General features: G+C 65.1%; 22 protein-coding genes. 6 read left to right on the top strand and 16 right to left on the bottom strand.

The window, feature by feature from the left end:
* Window positions 1-133 precede the first annotated feature (133 nt).
* A complete protein-coding gene (locus tag QDT69_RS12885; RefSeq protein WP_279706903.1) occupies window positions 134-1345 on the bottom strand; it encodes an ABC transporter substrate-binding protein in 1212 nt (403 codons plus the stop codon).
* A gap of 118 nt (window positions 1346-1463) precedes the next feature.
* Window positions 1464-2051, bottom strand: a complete 588-nt coding sequence (locus tag QDT69_RS12890) for an exopolysaccharide biosynthesis protein (RefSeq protein WP_279706904.1) — start codon at window positions 2049-2051, stop codon at window positions 1464-1466.
* Between the two features lie 88 nt (window positions 2052-2139).
* On the opposite strand from QDT69_RS12890, the gene QDT69_RS12895 reads away from it, so the two are divergent.
* Window positions 2140-2661 carry a hypothetical protein gene (locus QDT69_RS12895; RefSeq protein ID WP_279706905.1) on the top strand — a complete coding sequence of 174 codons (522 nt, stop codon included), beginning with the start codon at window positions 2140-2142 and terminating at the stop codon, window positions 2659-2661.
* A 60-nt stretch (window positions 2662-2721) separates the two neighbouring features.
* On the opposite strand, the gene QDT69_RS12900 is transcribed toward QDT69_RS12895, so the two are convergent.
* From QDT69_RS12900 to glp, 6 genes are all read right to left on the bottom strand, one after another.
* Entirely contained in the window at window positions 2722-3261 is a 540-nt protein-coding gene (locus QDT69_RS12900) for a substrate-binding domain-containing protein (protein WP_347952040.1), read from the bottom strand.
* 6 nt (window positions 3262-3267) lie between these two features.
* Complete coding sequence (locus QDT69_RS12905) at window positions 3268-3426, bottom strand: hypothetical protein (RefSeq protein WP_279706907.1); 159 nt, start codon at window positions 3424-3426, stop codon at window positions 3268-3270.
* A gap of 17 nt (window positions 3427-3443) precedes the next feature.
* Window positions 3444-4238, bottom strand: coding sequence for a dienelactone hydrolase family protein (locus tag QDT69_RS12910; protein ID WP_279706908.1), 795 nt, complete (start codon window positions 4236-4238; stop codon window positions 3444-3446).
* A 64-nt stretch (window positions 4239-4302) separates the two neighbouring features.
* Window positions 4303-7089: a formate dehydrogenase subunit alpha gene (gene fdhF, locus QDT69_RS12915; protein WP_279706909.1), complete on the bottom strand. Its 2787-nt coding sequence runs from the start codon at window positions 7087-7089 to the stop codon at window positions 4303-4305.
* A 36-nt stretch (window positions 7090-7125) separates the two neighbouring features.
* Window positions 7126-8838 (bottom strand): NADH-ubiquinone oxidoreductase-F iron-sulfur binding region domain-containing protein, encoded by a 1713-nt coding sequence (locus QDT69_RS12920; RefSeq protein ID WP_279706910.1) that lies wholly within the window; start codon window positions 8836-8838, stop codon window positions 7126-7128.
* 232 nt (window positions 8839-9070) lie between these two features.
* Entirely contained in the window at window positions 9071-10324 is a 1254-nt protein-coding gene (gene glp, locus QDT69_RS12925) for a gephyrin-like molybdotransferase Glp (protein WP_279706911.1), read from the bottom strand.
* 183 nt (window positions 10325-10507) lie between these two features.
* Here glp and QDT69_RS12930 point away from each other — a divergent pair, with 183 nt between their 5' ends.
* Together QDT69_RS12930 and mobA are read left to right on the top strand one after the other, a co-directional pair.
* The gene (locus QDT69_RS12930) at window positions 10508-11392 is read left to right on the top strand and encodes a formate dehydrogenase accessory sulfurtransferase FdhD (RefSeq protein ID WP_279706912.1); all 885 of its coding nucleotides are present in this window, start codon (window positions 10508-10510) and stop codon (window positions 11390-11392) included.
* Window positions 11385-12002: a molybdenum cofactor guanylyltransferase MobA gene (mobA, locus tag QDT69_RS12935; protein ID WP_279706913.1), complete on the top strand. Its 618-nt coding sequence runs from the start codon at window positions 11385-11387 to the stop codon at window positions 12000-12002. The genes QDT69_RS12930 and mobA overlap by 8 nt, the downstream gene beginning before the upstream one ends.
* 5 nt (window positions 12003-12007) lie before the next feature.
* Here the strand turns inward: mobA and QDT69_RS12940 are convergent, their stop codons facing one another.
* Window positions 12008-12985 (bottom strand): LysR substrate-binding domain-containing protein, encoded by a 978-nt coding sequence (locus QDT69_RS12940; RefSeq protein WP_279706914.1) that lies wholly within the window; start codon window positions 12983-12985, stop codon window positions 12008-12010.
* Between the two features lie 302 nt (window positions 12986-13287).
* On the opposite strand from QDT69_RS12940, the gene QDT69_RS12945 reads away from it, so the two are divergent.
* Complete coding sequence (locus QDT69_RS12945; protein WP_279706915.1) at window positions 13288-14670, top strand: FAD-binding oxidoreductase; 1383 nt, start codon at window positions 13288-13290, stop codon at window positions 14668-14670.
* A gap of 98 nt (window positions 14671-14768) precedes the next feature.
* On the opposite strand, the gene QDT69_RS12950 is transcribed toward QDT69_RS12945, so the two are convergent.
* On the bottom strand, window positions 14769-16331 hold the full coding sequence (locus tag QDT69_RS12950; protein WP_279706916.1) for a 2-isopropylmalate synthase: 1563 nt from the start codon (window positions 16329-16331) through the stop codon (window positions 14769-14771).
* A 680-nt stretch (window positions 16332-17011) separates the two neighbouring features.
* The gene (locus tag QDT69_RS12955; RefSeq protein WP_279706917.1) at window positions 17012-17581 is read right to left on the bottom strand and encodes an Ada metal-binding domain-containing protein; all 570 of its coding nucleotides are present in this window, start codon (window positions 17579-17581) and stop codon (window positions 17012-17014) included.
* Window positions 17582-17706: 125 nt separating this feature from the next.
* Between QDT69_RS12955 and QDT69_RS12960 the strand changes: the two genes are divergently transcribed.
* Window positions 17707-18132 (top strand): nuclear transport factor 2 family protein, encoded by a 426-nt coding sequence (locus tag QDT69_RS12960; RefSeq protein ID WP_279706918.1) that lies wholly within the window; start codon window positions 17707-17709, stop codon window positions 18130-18132.
* Window positions 18133-18607: 475 nt separating this feature from the next.
* Complete coding sequence (locus QDT69_RS12965) at window positions 18608-20812, top strand: hypothetical protein (protein WP_279706919.1); 2205 nt, start codon at window positions 18608-18610, stop codon at window positions 20810-20812.
* Window positions 20813-21071: 259 nt separating this feature from the next.
* Here the strand turns inward: QDT69_RS12965 and QDT69_RS12970 are convergent, their stop codons facing one another.
* The 5 genes from QDT69_RS12970 to QDT69_RS12990 form a co-directional block, all read right to left on the bottom strand.
* Window positions 21072-22025 carry a polyphosphate kinase 2 family protein gene (locus tag QDT69_RS12970; protein WP_279706920.1) on the bottom strand — a complete coding sequence of 318 codons (954 nt, stop codon included), beginning with the start codon at window positions 22023-22025 and terminating at the stop codon, window positions 21072-21074.
* The gene (locus QDT69_RS12975; protein ID WP_279706921.1) at window positions 21991-23001 is read right to left on the bottom strand and encodes a branched-chain amino acid ABC transporter permease; all 1011 of its coding nucleotides are present in this window, start codon (window positions 22999-23001) and stop codon (window positions 21991-21993) included. Before QDT69_RS12975 ends, QDT69_RS12970 begins: the two co-directional genes overlap by 35 nt.
* Window positions 22998-23879 carry a branched-chain amino acid ABC transporter permease gene (locus tag QDT69_RS12980; protein WP_074125711.1) on the bottom strand — a complete coding sequence of 294 codons (882 nt, stop codon included), beginning with the start codon at window positions 23877-23879 and terminating at the stop codon, window positions 22998-23000. The genes QDT69_RS12975 and QDT69_RS12980 overlap by 4 nt, the downstream gene beginning before the upstream one ends.
* A 187-nt stretch (window positions 23880-24066) precedes the next feature.
* Window positions 24067-24771, bottom strand: coding sequence for an ABC transporter ATP-binding protein (locus QDT69_RS12985; protein ID WP_279707122.1), 705 nt, complete (start codon window positions 24769-24771; stop codon window positions 24067-24069).
* A 5-nt stretch (window positions 24772-24776) separates the two neighbouring features.
* Window positions 24777-25550, bottom strand: coding sequence for an ABC transporter ATP-binding protein (locus tag QDT69_RS12990; protein WP_279706922.1), 774 nt, complete (start codon window positions 25548-25550; stop codon window positions 24777-24779).
* Between the last annotated feature and the right edge of the window lie 89 nt (window positions 25551-25639).

Here is a 25639-nt window from a genome sequence, read left to right on the forward strand (position 1 = left end):
CCTCGGCCGCGGCGGCTGACCTCTGTGTCAAGGGACCAAGCGACGCCACCATCACAACTGCCAACGACAAGGCGCTCCGTGTGGACGCAGCGAATTTGCTGCGCCCATGGATGCTAACGCGTCTCGCCTGTCCTCAGCGCGACGCCGTGCTGATGTTCTCGCCGAAGAACTTCCAGGTCTTGCCGTCGAACTTCGCGAGCTTGAACGTGTCGAAGGTGGAATAGTTGGTCGGTGACACCGACACCGTGATGCCGGGAAGCAGCAGCGGCAGCGAGACCTTGCTGATGTTGGTGGCCTGCTTCAGCAGGTTCTCGCGGGTCAGCTCGTCGCCGCAGTTCTTCAGGATGATGGCCGTGAACTGCGCGGAGAGATAGCCGATCTGGTTGCTGCCATCGATCGGATTGCCCTCGGGATACCACTGCTTCATGAAGGCGAGATAGTCCTGCACGCCCTTGTCGGAATCCCAGGCCGGGTCGCCCACCACCTTGGTGGCGAGCGCCGTCATCAGCCCGGTGGATGCTTCGAGGCCGGCGGGCTCGAGCACACCGCCGATCGAACTTGAGACCGACACGATGAAGTGCGTCGGCTTCCAGCCGAGATCGGCAACCTTGCGGATCGCCTGCGCGCCGAATTTCGGCGTCGTGATCGTCATCAGCACGTCGGCGCCCGAGGCCTTCAGATTGACGATCTGGGAATCGATCGTGGGATCGGTCACCTCGTAGCTGAGCTCCTTGACGATGAGACCGGCCTTGTCGCCGAGCGCCTCCTTGAAACCCCTGAGATAGTCCTTGCCGAAGTCGTCATTCTGATAGATCACGCCGATCTTCGCGCTCGGCAATTCCTTGAGGATATACTTGCCGTAGATCTTCGCTTCCTGCGCATAGGGCGGATAGAACGGCGTGGTCCACGGAAACTCCTTCGGATCGTTCCACTTCGAGGCGCCGGTCGAGATCAGAAGATGCGGGATCTTCTTGCCGTTCAGATATTTTTGAATCGACGAATTGGTCGGCGTGCCGAGCGAGCCGATATTGGCGAGGATCTCATCCTGCTCCACAAGCTTGCGCGTCTGCTCCACCGTCTTCGGCGGGCTATAGCCGTCGTCCATGCTGAGCAGCGTGATTTTGCGGCCGTTGATGCCGCCCTGGCTGTTGATCATCTTCCAGTACGCGGATTCCGCCCTGCCCTGCGTGCCATAGGCCGAAGCCGGACCACTGTAGGGCATGGTCTGCCCGATCTTGATTTCGGTATCGCTGGCGCCGGGATCGTATTTCTTGTCGGCACCAAGAACCGCCGACGTGGAAGCAAGGCTGAGTGCGGCGATCGCCGCGAGCGTGATGCAACGCATCTTGTTCTCCCCATTCGCGTCGCTGTTTGCCGCGACGTCCGGCGAGATAATGATCATGCCCGCGCGAGATGTCGTCGACCCCTCATGCCAAGCCATCAACCCGCAATGGAGTCGAAGGTCACAGCCCGATCCAGCTCATCACGGCTCCGAACGATGCCCAGAGCGTCCATCCGAGCCCGAGCAGGCAAATCAGCGCCGCCGCCATCGCAACGGTGAGCAGCAGACCGTCCTCCTGCAGATAGGCGATCGCGATCAGCACGACCACCATTCCGGGAATCACGTTGACCAACGGCAGCGGCCAGCCTGCCGAGAAGGCCAGCAGAAACACCACCAGGCCGACGAGGCGATCGATCACGTCGCGACGCGCATCCCACCGCGGCCGGCTGATGCGTTCGATCGCCTGCAGCATCGGGCGGACAAAGACGGTGAACCGCTTGAAGCGCTTGAAGTCGAACTGCCGCTTCGAGAGGAATCGCGGAAACGCCGGCGCGCTGCGGCCGAGCATCATCTCGACCGCGGGAAACAGCAGCGCCAGCGTCGCGATCGTCGCGACGCCGGGAATGATCACCAATAGCCCCAAAAGCAGCAGGAGCAGGCCGAACGACCGCTTGTCCAGGTTGCTGAGGAGCCATTCGAGATCGACGGGGCCATCCGGTGCTTGAGCGACGAGTTGCTCAAGAAGCTGGGACGTGTGCGTGGCGGCCAATGGGGCTCCGGACGAGGGGGACATGCCTGCAAAGTGGTCAGACTCGGCGTCGATTGCAACTGCTGCCGAAGCGGACTAGGAAGCATAGGTGACCAACGATTCCGATCAGGCATGGGACCGCCATGCGCCGACAAGCCCGATTCCTGCCGCTCGCCGCCGCTGGCCGTGGTTCCTGCTGGTGGTCGTCGTCGCCTGCGCAGGCGCCGGGGGCGTCTACGCCTGGCCCCAGATCGCACCACTGGTTCCGTCCCTCGGCAACGCGGCAGCCAGCGACAAGGCGGCCGCAGGCGACAAGGAAACATTGCCGGACCTGCTCGCGACCCAGCAGAAGCTCGAGGATGACATCGGCGGGCTCAGCAAGTCGATGGCCGACCAGCAGGACCAGTTGAAGACCATCGTCGACCAGCTGGCGGCCCTTACCTCGAAGGTCGACGCGCTACAGCGCCCCGCTCCGGCTTCGATGCCGGCACCGGCGGTCGCCGAGCAGCCGCATGCACCGGTCGCGCAGGCCGCCCCGAAGCCGCGAAAGCCGCCGGTTCGGGCGCCCAAACCATCAGGTCCGATTTCGACCGGCGGTGCGCCGCTTAGCGTCGCACCCAGCGATCGCTGAGTCGCAGCGACGCCGTTTCGCGATATGTAGACGGCGTCGCGGCCACGTTTGCGACGGCAATTATTCGCGAGGCCGCTCCATGCCTGCCCGCCTGATGGCCGTGAGCAAGAGAGAGGTATCCGAGGAAAGGAAATCGATCAGACGCCCGGCCGCTTCAGGCGCGGTGGAGTCGCTGACGACAGCGGCCGTGAAGGTCTGGACAAGCTGAAGATCCGGAGGCAGCAGACCCGCGACGTCGATGCCGGTCTCCTGCACCAACTCACTGGTCGGCCCGATCGAGAGATTCGCCTTGCCCTCTCGCAGTGCTGCGGCCGCCTCGGTGCCGCGCGCCTCCAGGGTGAGCGTCACCGTGTCCGGCAGGTTCAGCTTCGGGAAGACCTTGTCGCGGACGAACTGCCCGCTGGTGCTGCTTGGCGCCACCACCTGTCCTGCGTCGATCAGGGCCTTCCTGAGCGCGGCAGCGCTGCCGATGTCAGGCTTGGGCGAACCCGCCCGAACCGCGGCGGCGAGAGGCGCTGTCGCCAGGCCAGATTCGGATCCCGCGCGAATCCGGCCGTCTTCGTTCAACCCTCGAAGTCCTTCGCGCGACAGGATCACCACGTCCGCTTAGGCGCCGTGCGCAAGCTGATGCCGGATGGTTTTCGGGCCGGTGCCCTCCGACGCTCCGGATCCGGTTTCCACCTTGATGCCGCTGCTGCGCTCGAATTCGGGCAGCACCTCGCGGTAGACCGCGGCGAAGCCGCCCGAAATGATGACCTTGATCATATGGGCGGCCGGTCCGCTTATTTCTGCAGGTTCGCGGCGAACAGCTTGGCTGCCTCGGCCTTGGATTCCTGATCGGCCTTGGCGTCGTATCGGAGCGGCAGGTTGAACTTCTTGCCGAGCTCGGTGGATTCGGGGTTCGTGAACGCGTGCACGGCGCCGGGATACTCGATGATCCGGTAATCGGCCTTCGCCGCGTCGAAATCCTTCTTCAGCGCGTCGTACTGCTCGCGCTTCACGAACGGGTCATCCGCGCCGTTGAGAATCAGGATCTTCGCCTTGACGGTGCCCGGCGCCGGTGCCGGCGTGTTGAGACCGAGCGTTGCGTGGAAGCCTGCAACGGCGACAAGATCGGCGCCGGTGCGGGCCATGTTCAGCACGACCGCGCCGCCGAAGCAGTAACCGGCTGCGCCGATCCGCTGCGGATTGACGGAAGGCTGCTTGGCGAGTTGCTCGCGCGCCGCGTTGAAGCGCTGCTCCATCACCTTCGGGTTCTTCATCACCGCCCCGGAGAGCGCGCCGGCGTCCTTCGGGTTGTCGGCGGTCTTGCCGTCGCCATACATGTCCGCGATGAAGGCGACATAGCCCTGCTCCGCGAACTTGCGCGCCTCATTGTGCATGTGCTGGGTGATGCCCCACCATTCGGGCACCATCACGATGCCGGGCCGCTTGGCCTGGGTGGCGTCGTCATAGACCACGAAGCCCTTCATCGTGGTCTCGCCGTCGGAGTAGGTGACCGGCTCTTCCTTCACCGCAGCTTGCGCGCTCGCGACCATTGCGATGGCGCAAAGTGCTCCCACGATGATCGTTCGCATGCTGACCTCCCGCAGTTTTGGCCGACCAAGACAGGGCGGCGTATTCACATTCCGTGCCGGACGGCTATTCCGCCGCCGTCCGGATATCGATCTTCTCGGCGCGGACCGCGCAGAACTTGAACTCCGGAATCTTGCCGAACGGATCGAGCGCTGGATTGGTCAAGAGGTTCGCCGCCGCTTCCGCGTAGCAGAACGGCATGAAGACCATGTTCTCGGGCACGTCGCGGTCGGCGCGCACCTTGACCTCGACCGCGCCGCGGCGGGTCTCGAGCCGGATGAAGTCGCCGGGCGCGAGCCCCTTCTTTCGCATGTCCTTCGGCGTCATGAACGCGACCGCCTCGGGCTCGATCTGGTCGAGCACCTGGGCGCGACGCGTCATCGATCCGGTGTGCCAATGTTCCAGCACGCGGCCGGTCGACAGCACCATCGGATATTCGTCGTCGGGCAGTTCGTCCGGCGGGATCACCTTCGCCGGCACGATCTTGCCGCGGCCGCTCTCGGTCGGGAAACCTGTCGTGAAGATGATCTCGTTGCCCGGCTTGTCGGGATCGTCGACCGGATAGGTCACAGCACCCTCGCGCACCAGCCGCTCCCAGGTGATGTTCTTCAGCGACGGCATCAGCTCGGCCATCTCGGTGAAGACTTCGCCCGGCCCGGAATAATTCCAGGGCAATCCCATCCGCTTGCCGATCTCCTGGATGATCCAGAGATCCTGCCGCGCATCGCCCGGCGGCTTGATCACCTCGCGCGCCAGTTGGACGCGGCGGTCGGTGTTGGTGAAGGAGCCGGATTTTTCGGCGAACGCCGAGGCCGGCAGGATGACGTCGGCGTGGAACGCGGTCTCGGTGACGAACAGATCCTGCACGACGAGATGGTCGAGCTTGGCCAGCGCCTCGCGCGCGTGCTGCAAGTCGGGATCGGACATCGCGGGATTTTCACCCTCGACATACATGCCGTGGATCTCGCCGGCGTGGATCGCGTTCATGATCTCGACCACGGTCAGCCCGCGCACCGGATCGAGCTCCTGGCCCCACAGCTTTTCGAAGGCGCCGCGCATGTCGTCGCGGCCGACCGGCTGATAGTCGGGCAGGAACATCGGGATCAGGCCGGCGTCGGAGGCGCCCTGCACGTTGTTCTGCCCGCGCAGCGGATGCAGCCCGGTGCCGGGACGGCCGACCTGGCCGGTGATCAGCGCCAGCGCAATCAGGCAGCGCGCATTGTCGGTGCCGTGAACATGCTGGCTGATGCCCATGCCCCAGAAGATGATCGACGACTTGGCGCCGGCGTAGGCGCGCGCGACCTCGCGCAGCGTCTCGGCGGGAATGCCGCAGATCGGCGACATGCGCTCCGGCGTGAACTCCTGGATCTTGGCCTTCAGCTCGTCATAGCCCTCGGTATAGCCCGCGATGTATTGCTCGTCGGTCAGGCCTTCGGTGATGATGGTGTGGATCATCGCGTTCAGCATCGCGACGTCGCTGCCGGGCTTGAAGGCGAGGTGCTGCGTGGCATGGCGCGACAGTGTCTGCCGGCGCGGGTCCATCACGTAGAGCTTGGCGCCGCGCTTGGCGGCGTTCTTGATGTAGGTCGCAGCGACCGGATGGTTAATGGTCGGATTGGCGCCGATCACCCAGATCACTTCCGCATCGGCCGCGGCCGAAAACGGCGCCGACACCGCACCCGAACTCAATCCTTCGAACAGCGCCGCCACCGACGAGGCGTGGCACAGCCGCGTGCAGTGATCGACATTGTTGGAGCCGAAGCCGGTGCGCACCAGCTTCTGGAACAGATAGGCTTCCTCGTTGGAGCCCTTGGCCGAGCCGAACCCGGCGAGCGCCTTGGCGCCCTTTTCATCGCGGATTTTCGTCAGGCCCTTCGCGGCGAGATCGAGCGCCTCCTCCCACGTCGCTTCGCGGAAATGCGTGTAGGGATTGGCCGGATCGACCTGGTCGTTGGCGTCCTTCTTGACGCCGGGCAGCCGTACCAGCGGCTTGGTCAGGCGATTGGGGTGATGGATGTAGTCGAAGCCGAAGCGGCCCTTGACGCAGAGCCGGTTGTGATTGGCGGGACCATCGCGGCCCTCCGCGTAGATCACCTTCTCGTCCTTGACCTCGTAGGTGACCTGGCAGCCGACGCCGCAATACGGGCACAGCGAATCCACCTTCCGATCGGGCCAGGTGACCCGGGTCTGCTTGTCGTCGAGCATCACGGCCGGCATCAGCGCGCCGGTCGGGCAGGCCTGCACGCATTCGCCGCAGGCCACGCACGTCGACTCGCCCATCGGGTCGTCGAAGTCGAACACGATTTTCGAGTCGTGATTACGATAGGCCATGCCGATCACGTCGTTGACCTGCACCTCGCGGCACGCCCGCACGCACAGGCCGCACTGGATGCAGGCGTCGAGATTGACGCGCATCGCCGGATGGCTGGTGTCGGCATGCCAACGCTCGGCCGCGGGGAAGCGGCTTTCGGTGACGCCGGTCTTCTCGGCCCAGTGCCAGAATTTCGAGTCCGGATCGTGCGACGTCTCGCGCGCCGGCTGGTCCGCGACGAGCAGCTCCATCACCATCTTCTGCGCCGCGACGGCGCGCTGGCTCGCCGACTTCACCTTCATGCCGACCGTCGGCGTCCGCTTGCAGGATGCCGCCAGCACGCGCTCGCCTTCGATCTCGACCATGCAGGCGCGGCAATTGCCGTCCGGCCGATAGTCCGGCGCGGGCGAATAGCAGAGATGCGGGATCTCGGTGCCCTGCCGCTTGGCGACCTGCCAGATGGTTTCGCCGGCCCGCGCCTCGACCTGGTGGCCGTCGAGTTCGAACTGAATGATCTGGCCGGAGTTCTGATGGTTGCTCATTCGAATCCTCGTCGAAATTCGCCCTGCTCGCGCCGCCTATTCGGCGGCTTGCTGCGGATGAAAGCCGTCCGGAAAATACTTGATCACCGAGGTCAGCGGATTGGAGGCCGCCTGCCCGAGGCCACAGATCGACGCGTCGCGCATCGCCTGGCTCAATTGGTCGAGCAGTTCCTTGTTCCAGACCGGCTGCTGCATCAACAGCGCCGCCTTCTCGGTTCCGGCGCGGCAGGGCGTGCATTGCCCGCAGCTCTCGTCCTCGAAGAACTTCATCAGGTTCAGCGCGGCCTCCCTGACGTCATCGGCCTGCGAGAGCACGACCACGGCGGCGGAGCCGATGAAGCAGCCGTATTTCTCCAGCGTGCCGAAATCGAGCGGGATGTCGTCCATCGAGGCCGGCAGGATGCCGCCGGATGCGCCGCCCGGCAGGTAGGCCTGCAGGGTGTGCCCGTCAGCCATGCCGCCGCAGAACTCGTCGATCAGTTCGCGCAAGGTAATGCCGGCCGGCGCGAGCTTGACGCCGGGATCCTTGACGCGGCCCGACACCGAGAAGCTGCGCAGACCGTGGCGTTCGTTGCGGCCGTGGCTCTTCCACCAGTCGGCGCCCTTCTCGACGATGTCGCGCACCCACCACAACGTCTCGATGTTGTTGATCAGCGTCGGCAGGCCGAACAGCCCGACCTGGAACGGATATGGCGGCTTGTGCCGCGGCAGGCCGCGCTTGCCCTCGAGCGATTCCAGCAGCGAGGATTCCTCGCCGCAGATATAGGCGCCGGCGCCGCGCCGCATGTGCAGCACAGGACCGCCCGGCGGCAGCTTGGCGATCTCGCGCGCGAGGATCTCGCGGCAGGCCGGGTATTCGTCGCGGATGTAGATGTAGATTTCGGGCGCCTCGACCACGTGCGCGCCGATCAGCATGCCCTCGAGGAAGCGATGCGGATCGGTCTCGAGATAATACCGGTCCTTGAACGTGCCGGGCTCGCCCTCGTCGCCGTTGACCGCCATCAGCCGCGGACCGGATTCGCCGAGCACGGCGCGCCATTTGCGGCCGGTCGGGAAACCGGCGCCGCCGAGACCACGCAGCGAGGCATCGTCGAGCGCCTTCAGCAGGTCTTCGCGCGGCAACTCGCCGGAGCGCAGCCGCGTCAACAGTTTGTAGCCGCCGCCGGCGACATAGGCGTCGTAGTCGACGTAAGGCGACAGATGCACATGGGTGTCGCCGCTCTTCGCCGCCGCGAGCACATTGGTGACGGTCGCATGGTCGACGAAGTTGTGGCCGACCTCCGCTGCGGGCGCGGTGTCGCAGCGGCCGACGCACGGCGCCCGCACCACGCGGATGCCGGGACCGGCGCCGTCCTGGAGGTCCTTCAAAAGCTTCTCGCCGCCGAGCATCGCGCAGGTCAGAGAATCGCAGACGCGCACAGTGAGCGGCGCGATGTCGGGCTCGCCCTCCTTCACGATATCGAAATGCGCGTAGAAGGTGGCGGTTTCGAACACTTCGGCGAATGAGAGCTTCATCTCGTCGGCGAGTGCCGCAAGATGCGCCGCCGAGATCTGATGGTACGTGTCCTGGATCAGGTGAAGGTACTCAATCAGCAGGTCGCGCCGCCGCGGCCGGTCGGCGAGCAGCGCCTCGATCTCATGCGCGGCCACGGGGTCGACCTGGCGTCCCTTCGGGGTGGCCTTCGCCCGCTTCCTCCCCTGTCCGGGATGCTCGAACGCGCGGACCTTGTGAACGTCGCCTTGGCTCATGAATCCTCGCCTTGAAACCTCGTTCTGGAACCCAGCTTCGCGCGATTTGCGTTGGTTCAACCCAACTCTATTCTCTGGCATGCCACAGGCAAGCATATTTAGAACGCCTCTAGCAGCGTCGAGTTGCCACGCAGGCCGTTGTTAATGTTTGCCTATCGGGCGATCTGTCTTTCAAATCGCGCGTGGGCAGCTAGGGCTCGGCTCGCGCGATCGCGACCGCGAGTCCCTGCTCTCACAGCAGGTCGGCGTAGCCGAGAAAGCCGACGGCATCGCCCGGTTCGACCCGCACGATGGTTTCGCCGAGTTCGATCAGTCCATCCGTCTCGACCAGCGACGACAGCAGGCCGGCTCCTTCGCGGGGGAACTTGGTCGCCTCCAGCGCACAGTCCGCCGCCCGTCGCAGCGAGGCGCGGACATATTCGCGCCGGCCGCTCTTCTTCTTGTAGCTGAAGGCCGCCCGCACCGGCATCGGCAGCAGCGGAGACGGCACGGCACCCGCGAGCGCCAGCACGGTCGGCCGCACCACGTGCACGAAGGTGACGAAGCTCGCCACGGGATTGCCGGGCAAGCCGATCAGCGGCGTGCCGTCGATGATTCCCATCGCCACCGGACGGCCCGGCTTGATCGCCATCCGCCACAGCACCAGCGAGCCGGCCTGCTCGATGCCCGCCTTGACGTGGTCCTCCTCGCCGGTCGAGACGCCGCCGGTGGTCAGGATCAGGTCGTAGCTGCGTGCGACCTGTTTGAGCGCCGCGGCAAGCCCGGCCCGCTCGTCGCGCAGGATGCCGAGATCGCCGACCTCGCAGCCGAGCCTGCGCAACATCGCCATCAGCATGAAGCGGTTGGAATCGAACAGCTGCGCCTCGGCACGCGCGCTCCCCGGCGCGGCCAGCTCGTCGCCGGTCGAGAACACCCCGACGCGAAGCCGCCGCACCACGTCGAGCGTCGTGAGTCCGAACGCCGCGGCGACGGCGATGTCCTGCGGGCGCAGGCGCCGGCCCGACGCCAATGTGACATGGCCGCGTGCAATATCCTCGCCGGCCGGCCGCACATTGGCGCCGGCCTTCAGACCGGGCGGCAGGACCACGTTGCCGGAATCGTCGATCCGCACGTCTTCCTGCATGAACACGGTGTCGGTGCAACCGGGCATCGGCGCACCAGTGAAGATCCGCACCGCGTGGCCGGGCCGCGCGGGCTGCGCCGGCGCACCCGCCTGCACGCGTCCGGCGATAGGGAACGCGCGTTCGGCGCCTGCCGGCAGGTCCTTGGCTGACACCGCATAGCCGTCGACGGCGGAATTCATGAAGGGCGGCAGCGGCAGCGGCGCGGCGATGTCGCCGGCCAGGATGCGTCCGTCCGCGTCCACCAACGCAACGGCCTCGGTCTCGCCGACCGGCTTGACGCGCGCGGCGATGATCGCGACGGCCTCGTCGACCGACATCATCGGCCCGCCGAATGCGAAGCAGTCGTCCGAAAGCTGCGCCATTGTCTCTCTCAGTGCTCGGCCATCGACAAGATGTGTTCGACCCGGATCGCGAACTGCGGCGTTACTCCAAAGCCGGACCATCCGTGGCAGTTCCGGCGAAGCGGCGGAGAGTGGCCAGTCCATCTCCGATCGTGCTTATATCCCCAGCTCCATTGCCATGTGAACCCATTGGGACTGCGACCTGTGACCGCGAAAACCACCGCTCCCATCATTGTTCCAGACCCGGACGATCTGCGGCTGACGGAGCGCGTGGTCGGCGTCGACCAGACCGGCGCGCGGACCGAGATCAAGGTACCGGTCGAGCGGCCGTTGACGCTGTATCTCAACGCGCAGGAGATCGTCACGATGATGACGATCAACGACTATCCCGAATACCTCGCGCTCGGTTACCTGCTCAACCAGAACATGCTCAAATACGACGACGTCGTCACCGAGGTCGAATATGACGACGATCTCGAGGTCGTCGTGGTGCGCACCGCACACCACACCAATTTCGAGGCGAAGCTGAAGAAGCGCACGCAGACCTCGGGCTGCGCCCAGGGCACGGCGTTCGGCGACCTGCTCGAGGCCGTCGAGAAAGTCGCGCTGCCGAAGGCCGAATTGCGCACCTCCTGGCTCTACCAGATGACGCACACCATCAACACGATGCCGTCGCTCTATCTGGAAGCGGGCGCGATCCACGGCTGCGTGTTGTGCAAGGAGAGCACGCCGGTGTGCTACACCGAGGATGTCGGCCGCCACAACGCCGTCGACAAGATCGCGGGCTGGATCTATCGCCACAATGTCGATCCTTCCGACAAGATCCTCTACACCACCGGGCGGCTGACCTCCGAGATGGTGATCAAGACGGTGCGGATGGGCATCCCCATCCTGGTCTCGCGCTCCGGATTCACCGCATGGGGCGTCGATCTGGCGCGGCAGGTCGGATTGACGCTGGTCGGGCGCGCCCGCGGCAAGCGCTTCATCGCGCTGTCGGGCCAGGAGCGCATCGTCTACGACCAGAACCTCGACTATGTCGAAGAAGAATCGATGCGCCACAAACGCAAGGGCGAGACCGACCATGACTGACATTCCCGGCGTGCTGCTGGCCGGCGGGCTCGCGCGGCGGATGGGCGGCGGCGACAAGCCGATGCGCCAGATCGCGGGCCGCACCATCCTGCAACGGGTGATCGACCGGCTCGCGCCGCAATGCAGCGGGCTGATCATCAACGCCAATGGCGACCCGGCGCGGTTCGCCACGTTCGGCCTTCCCGTCGTCGCCGACGATGTCGCCGATTTTCCCGGTCCCCTCGCCGGCATCCTGGCCGCGCTCGACTGGACCGCGGCCAACCGGCCTGACGCAAAATGGGTGCTGAGCGCGGCGGGCGACTGTCCGTTTCTCCCGCGCGATCTCGTCGCACGCCTGGAACAGGCGCGGGTAGCCGAGAATGCCGAGCTCGCGGTCGCCTCATCCGGCGGGCAGACGCATCCGGTCATCGGCCTCTGGAGCGTGCGCCTGCGCGGCGAATTGCGCCACGCGCTGGTCGAGGAGGATGTGCGCAAGATCGATCGCTGGACCGCGCGCTATCCGCTCGCCACGGTCGAATGGCCGACCGAGCCGCTGGATCCGTTCTTCAATGCGAATACCGTCGAAGACATCGCAGAAGCCGATCGTCTCGCCGCGCTTGACGGCGGATGAGGCGCCTAGCCGACTCGCCCGCCCCGGTCCGTTTCAACCGCGCGCAGATAGTCCAGCATCAGGCGGCCGGTTGCGGACAGATGCGCGGCGTCGCGGACCACGATCTTCAGCTCGCGCCGTCCCCAATCGTCACGCAACGGGATCGCGCGCAGGCCCATGCCGGCGCCGACGACCGCGAAGGCGCGGTCGGGGATCAGGCCGAGCCCCATATTGGCCTGCACCATGCGGCAGACGGCGTCGAAGCCGGGCACGTTGATACGCAGTCGCATCGTCTTGCCTGCTTGGGTCGCCGCATATTGCGAGCGCAGATAGATCGAGCTCGCGGTGTGCAGCCCGATGTGGTCGAAATCGAGCGTCTCGGTGAACAGCAGTCTCTCGCGGCCGGCCAGCGGATGGTCCGGCCGCATCACGACCACCAGATTATCGTAGCGGTAGTGGAAGGCTTCGAGCGCGCGGCTGTCGGCCTCGGCCGCGCAGATACCGATCTCGGCTGCCCCCTCCTCGATGCCGCGCACCACCTGCCCGCTCGGCCGCTCCTGCAGATCGACGCGGAGCAGCTCATGTGCCGCGAAGAAGGCGGAGAGGTCCTCGGGCAGATACTGCACGATCGCCGAGAGGTTGGCGAGCATGCGGACATGCCCGCGCACGCCCTGCGAATATTCCGACAGCTCGACCGCGATCTTCTCGACATTCAGCAGCGTGACCCGAGCGTGATGCAGCAGCGCCTCGCCGGCCGGCGTCAGCGCCATGCCCTTGGCGAGCCGCTTGAACAGCGTGACGCCGAACGCCAGCTCGAAATCGTTCATCCGCTTCGACACCGCCGAGGCCGCGATCCCCTCGCGCTGCGCGGCGCGGGTGAGGTTCTGCTCGTCGCAGACCGCGACGAACAGGCGAAGCGTGGTGAGGTCGACGCGGCGGGTCAGCGCGGTCTCGGCCGGCGTTGGACTGCGTTGCGTGTCGACATTGAGGGAAGCGAGCGGCATCGGCGGCGTCCTTGCGCGAGCGACGCCAACAGGTTAGCGCCGGCGGTTGCGCAAAAAATCCCAAACCGCTCCGGAGACAGTCGGATTGTTGGGAACAGATTCCAACAGCGCCCCTTCAAGGGCAAACTTTATTCCAATCGAGCCATTCTCTTCAGCGATCAGATGACGCAGCTGCCGCCAAAATCTGGTACACTAGAGCTTTCGGGTGCCCCGATTAGCGTCAGCAATTGACAGGGCCCTGTTCCGACACGGACGCAGTACGCCCATCGGGCAGCCCTGATTTTTTGGATCAGGAGAGCATCATGCGTGACGAAGCCAAAATTAAGTTACGTGAAAATTTGCGCGGCGCGGTCATCGCGCCCGGCGAAATCGATTACGACGAAGCTCGCGCACTCTTTAACGCAATGATCGACAAGCGGCCATCGCTCATCGCACGATGTGTCGATGTCGCCGACGTCATCGCCGCGGTGAAGTTCGGCGGCGAGAACGACCTACGCATCGCAATTCGCGGCGGCGGTCATAATGGACCCGGTCTCGGCAGCGTGGATGACGGGCTGGTCATCGACCTGTCGGCCATGAGGGGCGTGCGCGTCGATCCGGTTGCCCGCACGGCGCGGGTCGGCGCGGGATGCACCCAGGGCGATGTCGACCATGCCACCCACGCGTTCGGCCTCGCCGTCCCGGCGGGCATCATCTCGACCACCGGGATCGCCGGCCTGACATTGAGCGGCGGCCATGGCTATCTCACCCGCAAATATGGCCTCACGATCGACAATCTGCTCGAAGCCGACGTCGTGCTCGCCGACGGCAGCTTTGCCGTCGCCAGCAAGAACGAGAACGCCGACCTGCTCTGGGCGCTGCGCGGCGGCGGGGGCAATTTCGGCATCGTCACGTCCTTCCTGTTCAAGCTCCATCCGGTCAATGCGGTGTTTGCCGGGCCGATCGCCTGGGATCAGCAGCACGCGCGCACCATCATGCAGCACTATCGCGACTTCCTGCCGACCGCGCCGGAGGAGCTCAGCGTCTTCCTCGGACTCAAGACGATCCCGTCAAGTCCGCCGTTTCCGCAAGAGCATTGGGGAAAGCGCATCTGCCTGTTGATGTGCTGCTACGACGGCGCCGAGGACAACGGCAAAGGAGCGTTGGCACCGCTGCTCGATGCCTTGCCGGCGCCATTGTTCAACTGGATGGGGACGATGCCCTATCCTGCCGTGCAGAGCATGTTTGACGGGTTCTACCCCAAGGGCATGCAGTGGTATTGGCGTGGTGACTTCGTCAAGACGTTGCCGGACGCTGCGATCGACGCCCATCTCGAGCAGGCCGCAAAGACCCCGAGCGAATTGTCGCTGATGCATCTCTACCCGATCGACGGCGCCGTCCACCGCGTCGGCAGCGGCGAGACGGCGTGGAATTGCCGCGACGCGACCTGGTCGATGGTGATCGCCGGAATCGATCCGAATCCGCAGAAGGCAGGGCCGATCACACGATGGACCAAGGCCTACTGGGAAGCCGTTCACCCGTTCGACCTCGGCGGCGCCTACCCGAATTTCATGATGGATGATGAGGGCGAAGCTCGCCTCAAAGCTACATACGGATCGAACTATGCGCGACTGGCTGAGGTGAAGCGCAAATATGATTCGGCCAATCTGTTCCGGGTCAACCAGAACATCAGGCCGGCCGCTTGACGCCGACTCACTAAGACGGCGCGAAGACGGCGCGCCTGGCAAATGAAAAACGCGGCGCCGAGGCGCCGCGTTTCGGAATGCTTTGAGCGACCGATCCGTCAGCCCGCGACCTTGGCCGCGGGGACGTCGCGCTGGCGCTTCATCACGATCTTGTTCAGCGCGCCGAGATAGGCCTTTGCGGACGCGACCAGCGTGTCCGGATCGGCGGCGCGCGCGGTCATGGAGCGGCCTTCATGCGCCAGACGCACCGAGACCTCGGCCTGCGCGTCGGTGCCCTCGGTCACCGCATGGACCTGATACAATTCGAGCTTGGCCTCGTGCGGCACCAGGCGCTTGATGCAGTTGAACACGGCATCGACCGGGCCGTTGCCCTCGGCTTCCTCGATCTTGATCTGGCCGTCGACGTCGAGCTTCATGGTCGCGCGCTGCGGACCGTGGGTGCCGGCGATCACGGTCAGCGAGGTCAGCTTGATGCGGTCGTGGGCGGCCGCCATCTCCTGGTCGACCAGCGCCTCGATATCTTCGTCGTAGATATCCTTCTTGCGGTCGGCCAAGGCCTTCATCCGCGTAAAGGCATCCTCCAGCTGGTTGGCGCCGAGCTTGTAACCCATCTCCTCCAGCTTGTGCACGAAGGCGTGACGGCCGGAATGCTTGCCCAGCACCAGCGAGGACTGCTTCAGGCCGACCATCTCGGGCCGCATGATCTCGTAGGTCGAGGCGTCCTTCAGCACGCCGTCCTGGTGGATGCCGCTCTCATGGGCGAACGCGTTACGGCCGACGATCGCCTTGTTGTACTGCACCGGGAACGAGGTCGCGGCCGACACCACCTTGGAGGCGCGGGTCAGCTGCGTGGTGTCGATCTTGTTCCAGTACGGAAACTTGTCGTTTCGTACATTGATCGCCATCACGATCTCTTCCAGCGCGGCATTGCCGGCGCGCTCGCCGATGCCGTTGACGGTGCATTCGACCTGCCGCGCGCCGCCGACGATGCCGGCCAGCGAATTCGCGACCGCCATGCCGAGGTCGTTATGGCAGTGCACCGAGAAGATCGCCTTGTCGGAGTTCGGCACCCGCTCGATCAAGGTCCTCATGAAGTGGGTATATTCCTCCGGCACCGTGTAGCCGACGGTGTCGGGGATGTTGACCGTAGTGGCGCCGGCCTTGATTACGGCTTCCACGATCCGGCACAGATAGTCCATCTCGCTGCGGGTGCCGTCCTCGGCCGACCATTCGACGTCGTCGATCTGGTTGCGGGCGCGGGCGACCATGGCGACCGAGGTCTCGATGACTTCCTCGGGGGTCTTGTTCAACTTCACGCGCATATGTAGCGGCGAAGTCGCGATCACGGTGTGGACGCGGCCGCGGCGCGCGAACTTGACGGCTTCGGCGCAGCGGTCGATGTCGGCCGGATGGGCGCGCGACAGGCCCGCGATGACCGAGTTCTTGGAGCGGCGGGCGATCTCGCTGACCGCCTGGAAGTCGCCTTCCGAAGTGATCGGGAAGCCGGCCTCGATGACGTCGACGCCCATATCGTCCAGCAGTTCGGCGACCTCGAGCTTCTCCTCGAAGGTCATGGTGGCGCCGGGGCACTGCTCGCCGTCGCGCAGAGTGGTGTCAAAAATGATGACGCGGTCCTTCTCGGACTTATCAGCGGTGGCCATGTCAGAAATTCCTTTAAGCTTTGCGCCCGTCATGTTTGCTCCTTGAGCAACTACTTGGGCGATTATCAGGGTCCGGTGATCTCGTACAAACCCCTGAGTGCCCAGGCGCAGACGCCCAGCCGGCCCTCAGGGGCAGGTAAGAAGCAGGCCGCCAATAAGGAGGGCGGGCGTTGCGGCCGGGATCGTGGCGGTAGCCTCAGCCACCTCCCCCGAAATCCCATCAATTTGGCCGCGAATCAGCATTGCCGGACCCTGTTGAGCGCCAAAACCCTCGGTCAAAACCATTGACGGTTGGTTTCCGGGACGCGCTTTGCGCCGACGTTCTAGACGATTATGGCGCGCCGCCGCAATGGGTAAAGATGGTCAGGGCAGTTGACCTATTGCGGCGAGACAGCTTGGCGCATCAGGGACGCACAAGCACTGGGGTCTCCTCCCCCCTTGCGGGACTGCCGCAGCCGCCGCGCCGCCAAATATCGCAAACAACCCCATGCAAAGGAGCTGGCGGCTGCCGGCGTTTCGGCAAGGCAACTTGACGCGTCGGGCAACTCAGCGGTACATTTCCAATATTCCGAAATCGTTCGAGCGCCTCGCGTCCGACCCGGCAAGGGGAAGCGAGCCCGCCCCATGGGCTCACCTCGCATCGGCTGACGATGCAGCTACCTCGCCCAGCGCTCGCCCCCTCACCTGCGCCCGCGCGAAGACGCGCGCAGGCTCGACGGCGAGCGGCCGTAGAGGTCGGCGAAGGCGGCGTTGAAGCGGCGGACGCTGCCGAAGCCGGCGCGGAAGGCGATCTCGGTCATCGCATCGTCTGTCGTGTCGATCAGGCGCTTGGCGCGCTGGACCCGGCGGGTGGTTGCGACCTGCTGCGGGCTCGCGCCGACATGGCGCTCGAACAGCCGCCCGAGGTGACGCGAGGTGATGCCGAGCCGGTCGGCCAGCGCGGCAACCGAGCCGCGCTCGAGCGCGCCGCCGTCGATCAGCTTCAGCGCGCGCGCAACCGTGGAGCGGGTGCCGTTCCACGCCGGGCAGAACGGTGCGGTTTCGGGACGGCAGCGCAGGCAAGGCCGATAGCCCGCCGCCTCGGCCGCGGCGGCAGTCGGGTAGTAGGTGACATTGCGCGGCAACGGATGCTTCACCGGACAGACCGGGCGGCAATAGATCCGCGTGGTCTTCACCGCGGTGAAGAAGCGGCCGTCATAGCGCGCGTCGCGCCGCAGCCGCGCAGCGTTGCAGACCTCGAAGCTGAGCATGGCTCGACACTAGCGCATCGCGCGATCGAGGAAAGGGGCCGGCGGTGATGAGGTCCGATTCCGGCCAGCAGGTCCCGCCGCGCCGGCCTAGATCGAGCCGACCGATCAACCCCGGAGACCTCGCAATGACCAGCCCGACCAACAAGGACATCGTCCTCGACGCCTGGCAGACCTTCAGGACCCGCGACGCCAAGCTGATTGCCGCCGCGTTCACACCGGATGCCGAATGGATCGCGCCGGCCCGCAACGCCACGGCGGTCGCGCTCGATCACACCGATCACATGATCGGCGCGGAGGCGATCGCCCGCTTCATCTCGACCGAGATGCACCGCCTGTTCACCGAGATCGACATCGCGTTCCACGCGGTTCATGCCGACGGCGACAGCGTGATCGTCGAGGAGCGCATGCGCGCGACGCTGCCGGGCGGCCGGCCCTACGACAATGACTATTGCTTCGTGTTCGTGGTCGAGGCAGGCCGCATCAAGCAGGTGCGCGAATACATGGACACGCGCAAGGGCTGGCAGATGGTGTTCGGAGAAGCTGCAGCGTGACGCGTGCGCGCGGCGCCGTCGCTCCGGCGCAGTTACGCACTCATGTAGGGACGCACCAACGGAAGGGTTCCCTCCCCCCTTGCGGGGGAGGGTTAGGGCGAGGGGTGGCCACACGACGAGCTCTGTCACTGAGCGTCTCGGCAACCAAGACTGCCATAGCTCCGCTTATCACGATGATCTCGCCTGGGGCTTACCCCTCTCCCCACCCTCCCCCGCAAGGGGGGAGGGAGCCGAACAGAGTGCTCACCTCACATCACGTGCTTTCACTATCCTGATCGATGCTCGGAACAGCGGCAAATCCGCTCACAGCTAAACCTCTCCTACACCATGACATCATGCGTGACGCTGACGGAGACAACCGTCGCCCGTGCGCGGCCGCTGAAGTCAATCTTTGCTCAACAGGTTGCATCTAGGGTGCGGACGGCGGCCGGGTGTTAAGGGCGCGATCTTGTTTGGTTAAGGAGATATGGGGATCATGCCCGCGACGAACGTGGCCGAAGGGCCCAATCAGCGACAAGCTGGCTTCAATCTCTTCCTCGTCGGATTCCTGATCCTGTTCCTCGAACTGGCCTGCATCCGCTGGTTCTCGGCCAAGGTCGTCTTCCTGCAATTCTTCACCAACATCGTGCTGCTGGCGGCCTTCCTCGGCATGTCCTGCGGCTGCCTTGCCGCGCGGCGGACCACCAACTGGCTTGCGCTGTTTCCCGGGCTCGCGCTCGTGACCTTCGCGGCGGTCGCCACGATCATGGTGCTGTATTTCCAATGGGGCGAGTTCGCGGTCGACGTCGGCCATCAGGCCTCGCCGCAGGAGGTGTTTTTCGGCACCGAGTATCGCAACCCGGATCTTGCCAAATTCGTCGTGCCGATCGAGGTGATCGCCGGGCTGTTCTTCGTGCTGATCGCACTGATGTTCGTCGGCCTTGGCCAGACGCTCGGCCGCGCCTTCGACGCCTACCCGAACCGCGTCGCCGGCTATTCGTTGAATATCGGCGGCAGCCTCGCGGGCATCGTGGGATTCTCGCTGCTGTCGTTCGCGCAGGCGCCGCCGGTGGTCTGGTTCGGCATCAGCTGCGCCGGCATCGTCTATCTGCTCTACCAGGACAAGGCGCTGTCGATGCTGCGCCTCGTGACGATCGTCTTCGTGGTGGGATTCACCGGATTCTACGCCGATCGTTCCGGCAACCATGACATCCGCTGGTCGCCCTATTACGCCGTCGACCTCAACAAGAAGAGCGGCGAGATCACCGTCAACAGCATCGGCCATCAGGAAATGATGCCGTTCAGCGAACGCGGCTCGTCCTATTCGCTGATCCATTTGCTGCAGAAACACAGCGGCGGCGCGCCGTTCAAGGACGTCATGATCATCGGCGCCGGCTCCGGCAACGACCTTGCGCACGCATTGCGCTTCGGCGTCGAGCACGTCGATGCGGTCGAGATCGATCCCGCGATCCAGGACATCGGCATCCACAACCATCCCGACAAGCCGTACCAGGATCCACGGGTAGTGCCGCATCTCGACGACGGCCGGCATTTCCTGCGCACCACGGACCGCAAATATGATCTCGTGGTGTATGCGCTGGTCGACTCGCTGATCCTGCACAGCGGCTACGCCAACATCCGTCTCGAAAGCTATCTGTTCACCGAACAGGCATTCCAGGACGTCCGCCGCGTGCTGAAGCAGGACGGCATCTTCGTGATGTACAATTACTATCGCCAGGGCTGGATCGTGCAGCGCGTCGCCGAGATGGCCAAGCAGGTGTTCGGCTGCGACCCGCTGGTGCTGCCGCTGCCCTACAAGGAAACGCTGACGTCGTCGGAACCGGTCGGCTTCACCACCATCATCGCGGGCTGCAATCCGCGCATCTCCACCGCATTCCGCGACCGCGGCAAGTTCTGGCTGAACAGCCTTCCGCCGGAGAACCTCTCGGTCGACGGCTTCGACAGGCCGCAAGACAAGCAGGACAAGGCGGCGCCCCAGCGCGGCGACTGGGTGCCGCTGGCGCCGGCCAAACTGGTGGTCGACAATGAAGGCGCCAAGCAATCGACCAGCGACGACTGGCCGTTCCTCTATGTCAGCGGACGGCTGATCCCCGACCTCACGGTTCGTTCGATGATCCTGCTCGGCGTGCTCGGGCTCGGCCTCATCTACCTGTTCAAGCCGAAGGGTGCCTGGCGGCCGAACAACCGGATGTTCTTCCTCGGCGCGGCCTTCATGCTGCTCGAGACCAAGGCCGTCGTGCAGATGGCGCTGCTGTTCGGCAGCACCTGGCTGGTCAACTCCGCGGTGTTCTTCACCGCGCTGCTGTTGATCCTCGCCGCCAATCTGTACGTGATCAAGGCGCCGTCGACCCGGCTGGTGCGGCACTATGCCGGGCTGCTGGCGCTGCTGGCGGTCTCGGTGCTGGTGCCGCTCGACACGTTCCTCAGCGGCGGCATCGTCTGGCGCTACGTGATTCCCTGCGCGCTGGCGCTCGGCCCGATGTTCTTCGCCGGCGTGATCTTCGCGCGCTCGTTCCGCGACGAAGCCAATCCCGATCAGGCGTTCGGCTCCAACATCGCGGGGTCTGTCATCGGCGGGCTCGCCGAGTCGTGCTCCACCCTGCTCGGCTTCCGCTATCTGCTCATCGTCGCGATCGGCTTCTACGTGCTGTCCGCCTGGATGCCGTCGCGCAAGGGTTAGCGGCCATAGCGATGTAAGGGACGCACCAGCGGACGGGTTCCCTCCCCCCTTGCGGGGGAGGGTTAGGGAGAGGGGCACCACACGGGGACTCTCTCGATTTAACTTCGACAACGCGCGATCGAGATTGCGAACGCAACGCTTCGCCTCGGTGATCTCGCCCGGGGCTTACCCCTCTCCCCACCCTCCCCCGCAAGGGGGGAGGGAGCCTGACCAACGTGCTCACCTTACGTCATCAGGCACGACCGCCAGCAACACGCCGCTACTTCTTCGCGGCCTCCTTCTTCGCCGCCATCTCCATCGCACCGCCCTTGCCTTCCGCTTCCAGCGCGGCGCGGACGCGCTTGAATTCGCTGAGGTCCGCCTTGTCGACCTCGGGGAATTTCAGATCGAGCCGATCGAGCGCATTGACGATGGTCGAACCGATCACGACGCGGGCAAACCATTTGTGGTCGGCGGGCACGATGTGCCAGGGCGCGTCCCTGGTCGCGGTGTGGTGGATCATGTCCTGATAGGCCGCCTGGTACTTGGCCCATAGCTGCCGTTCGGAAATGTCGGCCATGGAAAACTTCCAGTTCTTGGCCGGCTCCTCGAGCCGGTCGAGGAAGCGCTGGCGCTGCTCCTCCTTGGAGACGTGCAGGAAGAATTTCAGGATCATGGTGCCGTTGCGCGACAGATAGCGCTCGATCGCGGAGATGTCCTCGAAGCGTTCGCGCCAAATGTTCTTCGTCACCAGCTTCTTCGGGAGCTTCTGCTTGCCGAGCACCTCGGGATGCACCCGCACCACCAGGCACTCCTCGTAATAGGAGCGGTTGAAGATGCCGATGCGGCCGCGCTCCGGCAGCGCGATCATCGCGCGCCACATATAGTCGTGGTCGAGCTCCCGGCTCGACGGCTGCTTGAAGGAGGAGACCTCGCAGCCCTGCGGATTGACGCCCTCGAACACGCTCTTGATCGCACTGTCCTTGCCGGCCGCGTCCATGCCCTGGAAGATCAGCAGCAGCGACCAGCGATCCTGGGCGTAGAGCTTCTCCTGGAAGTCGTTGAGCCGCTTGCGGTTGGCCTCGATGATCTTGCCGCCGGCGTCCTTGTCGATGCCGCCCTTCTCGGCGGTCGGATACGACTTGAGGTGGAATTCGCCACTCCCGTCGAAGCGGAACGGCGCGACGTAGGGTTTCAGTTCATCGGCGAGCGATGGGGACGGTTTGCTGCTCATGGCCTCTCGACGGCTTGCGTGGCGATTTGATCCGGTCGATCACGCTACCAAGAATGCCCTTGGGCAGGAAGATGATGAAGAGCACCAGCAATATGCCGTAGACCAGGTTGTCCCAGCCGACCGCCTTGGTGCCGAACGAGATGCGCAGCACCTCCGCCAGCACGATGGTGATGACGGCGCCGACCGTCGGCCCCAGCGCGACATAGACGCCGCCGACGATCGCCGCGAACACCATCTGCAAGGAGACCGCGATGCCGCTCACGGTGTCCGGCGAGATGAACATCTGGTACTGGCAATACAGCGCGCCGGACAGCGCGGTCATCAGCGCGCTGATCAGGGTGATCTTGAGCTTCTCGGCGGTAACGTTGACGCCGGCCGCAGCCGCGGCGTCCTCGTCCTCCGAGATCGCCTCCATGGCATGGCGGATCATGCTGCGGTCGATCGCGCGCCAGATCACGAGCCCTGCGACCCAGACCGCGAGCGCGATCAGATACCAGGTGGTCTTGTCGTCGAATTGCAGCGCAAACAGCCCCTTGCCGCTTTGGGCGCGCTGCGGCGTGTAGCCGAGCGAGCCGCCGGTATAGTCGCGGGTCGCGGTGATGACCTGCAGCACGATGCCGGACAGCGCCAAGGTCACCAGCACGAAATAGTGCCCGGTGATGCGGAAGCGGAAGCAGGGATAGGCCACGATCAGCGCGAGCACGCCTGCGGTCGCCATGCTCAAGGGAATGCCGATCCAGGGCGACACGCCGAGGTGATTCCACAGCAGCGCGGTGACATAGGCGCCGATCCCCATGAAGCCGCCATGGCCGAGCGAGACCAGGCCGAAGCGGCCCATGATCGACCATGACGTGTAGGCGAACGACCAGATCAGGATCAGCACCAGCACGTGCAGGTGATAGGGATCGCGGTGCACGAATGGCAGCGCGACGAGCGCGAGCAGCGCAATGATCCAGCCGGCAGCATGCCTGTTCACGAGCGCCTCGCCAGGAGGCCCGCGGGCCGGATGAACATCATGACGATGAAGAAGGCGAACGCCAGCACGTAGCCCCATTCAAGATCGGAGAACAGGCCGCCGAGCGAGATGATCTCGGCGAACACGAAAGCGGCGATGAAGCCGCCGATGAAGTTGCCGAGGCCGCCGAGCACGCAGATCAGGAAGGTGATCGGTCCGAACGACAGGCCGACGAACGGATGCACGTCATATTGCAGCACCAGCAGGCACGCGGCGAGGCCGGCGAGCCCACCGCCGATCGCCGAGGTGACGAGATAGATGCGTTTGGGATCGACGCCCATCAGCGGCATGATCTGGCGGTCCTGCGCGATGGCGCGGATCGCGGTGCCGGTGAAGGTGCGGGTCAGGAACAGGTAGACGCCGACCATGCCGACCAGCGCGGCCGCGAACGACAGCAACCGCGCGTAACTGAAGTTCATCTCGCCGAGCGCAAGCACCGGCAGGCGGATGCCGAGATTGCGGAAATCGATCCCGAAGGCGACGGTGGCGAAGCTTTGCAGGATGAACAGCACGCCGCCGGTGGCGAGCAGCTGGTTGATCGGCGGTGCGGTCAGCAAGGGCGCGATGACGAAGAAGTGCAGCGCGGCACCCAGCAGCGCCACCAGCAGGATAACGAGCGGCGCGGCGGCCCAGTATGGCAGATGGAAGACCTGCACCAGATAGTACATGCCGTACATGCCGATCATCACCAGCTCGGCGTAGCAGATCCAGGTGACGTCGATGACGCCGAAGATCAGATTGAGCCCGAGCGCCAGCAGCGCCAGCACGCCGCCGAGCAGGATGCCGTTGATGACGGCTTCCAGCAGGTAGATGTCGAAGATGTCGAGGAAGGATTGCATGGCAGCCTCTCTCTTACCTCTCCCCGTCCGGGAGAGGTCGGCGCGTAGCGCCGGGTGAGGGCAACAGGTCCCACGAGAGAGCGTAACCCCTCACCCGGATCGCATCTAGCGATGCGATCCGACCTCTCCCACAAGGGGAGACGTGAACCGCCGATGCCGCAACACTTTCCGATATCGTCATCATCCCCTACACCCCCAAATACGCCTGCTTGATGGTGTCGCTGGCCGCGAGTTCCGCTGCCGTGCCGGCGGCGCGGATGCTGCCGGCTTCCAGCAGATAGGCACGATCGACCACGCGCAGCACCTGCTGCACGTTCTGCTCGACGATCAACACCGTCAGCCCTGAGGCGCGGATGCGCTTGACCAGCTCAAACACCTGCTGCACCACGACCGGCGCGAGCCCGGCCGAGGGCTCATCGAGCAGCAGCAGTTTCGGGTTCGACATCAGCGCGCGGCCGATCGCGCACATCTGCTGCTCGCCGCCCGACATGGTGCCGGCCATCTGCTGCAGGCGCTCCTTGAGCCGTGGAAACAGCTCGAACACGAACTCCAGCCGTTCGGCATAGTGCGCGCGGGCACCCGGCATGTAGGCGCCCATCTTCAGATTGTCCGCCACGGTGAGCCGCGGAAACAGCCGGCGATTTTCCGGCACATGCGCGATCCCGAGACTGACGATGCGATGCGCCGGCGTCGCGACGACATCGGTGCCTTCCATCGCGATGGTGCCTCTGATCGGGCGGATCAAGCCGGAGATAATGCGCATCAAGGTGGTCTTGCCGGCGCCGTTCGGGCCGATCACGCCGACCGCCTCGCCCGCCTTGACGTCGAGGCTGACGTCGAACAGCGCCTGGAAGCTGCCATAACCCGCATCGATCGATTTCAGCTCCAGCATGCCGCTCATGCCCCGATCCGGCGGCGCGCCTGCGCCGCGGCCGCCGCCGCCAGGCTCGCGTCCGCGTCGGTGCCGAGATAGACCTCGATCACCCGGGCATCGCCGGCAACATCGGCCGGCAAGCCCTCGGCGATCTTCTCGCCGTGATCGAGCACCATCACGCGATCGACCACGCGCATCAAGACGCCCATGATGTGCTCAACCCAGATGATGGTGATGCCGAGCTCGTCGCGGATCCGGCGGAGCATGTCGGCGGCCTGGTCCATCTCGGCCTCGTCGAGCCCGCCGAGGCTTTCATCCGCGAGCAGAAGCCTTGGACCGGTGGCGAGCGCCTTGGCCAGCTCCAGCTTCTTCAAGCCGGCGGCGCCCAGGCCCTCGACGCTGGCATGGCGATCGGTCGGCAGCCCGACCATCGCCAGCGCACGCTCGGCCGCCTCCTCGGCCTTGGCGCGGCTGTGACGGCCCTGCCCGTAGAAGCCGGCGAGCACGACATTCTCGAAAATGCTGAGCCGATGGAACGGCCGCGGGATCTGGAAGGTGCGGCCGATGCCGCCGACAATGATCCGGTGCGGCGCAAGCCCCGCGATCTCGCGGCCATCAAACAGGATCGAGCCCTCGGTCGGCGGCAAGGTGCCCGACAGCATGTTGAAGATCGTGCTCTTGCCCGAGCCGTTCGGCCCGATCAGGCCGAGGATCTCGCCCTGCTCGACGCGGAACGACACGTTGTTGACGGCGCGAAAGCCGCCAAACCGCTTGACCAGGCCTTCTACGGCGAGCACGGCATCCCTTTCGCAGCGCTAGAGCAGGACGGAGTCAGATGGAATCAGCTTGGCCGCGGACTCGCTGCACCTCTCCCGCTTGCGGGGGA

The organism is Bradyrhizobium sp. CER78 (genome assembly GCF_029846235.1).
Lineage (GTDB): Bacteria > Pseudomonadota > Alphaproteobacteria > Rhizobiales > Xanthobacteraceae > Bradyrhizobium.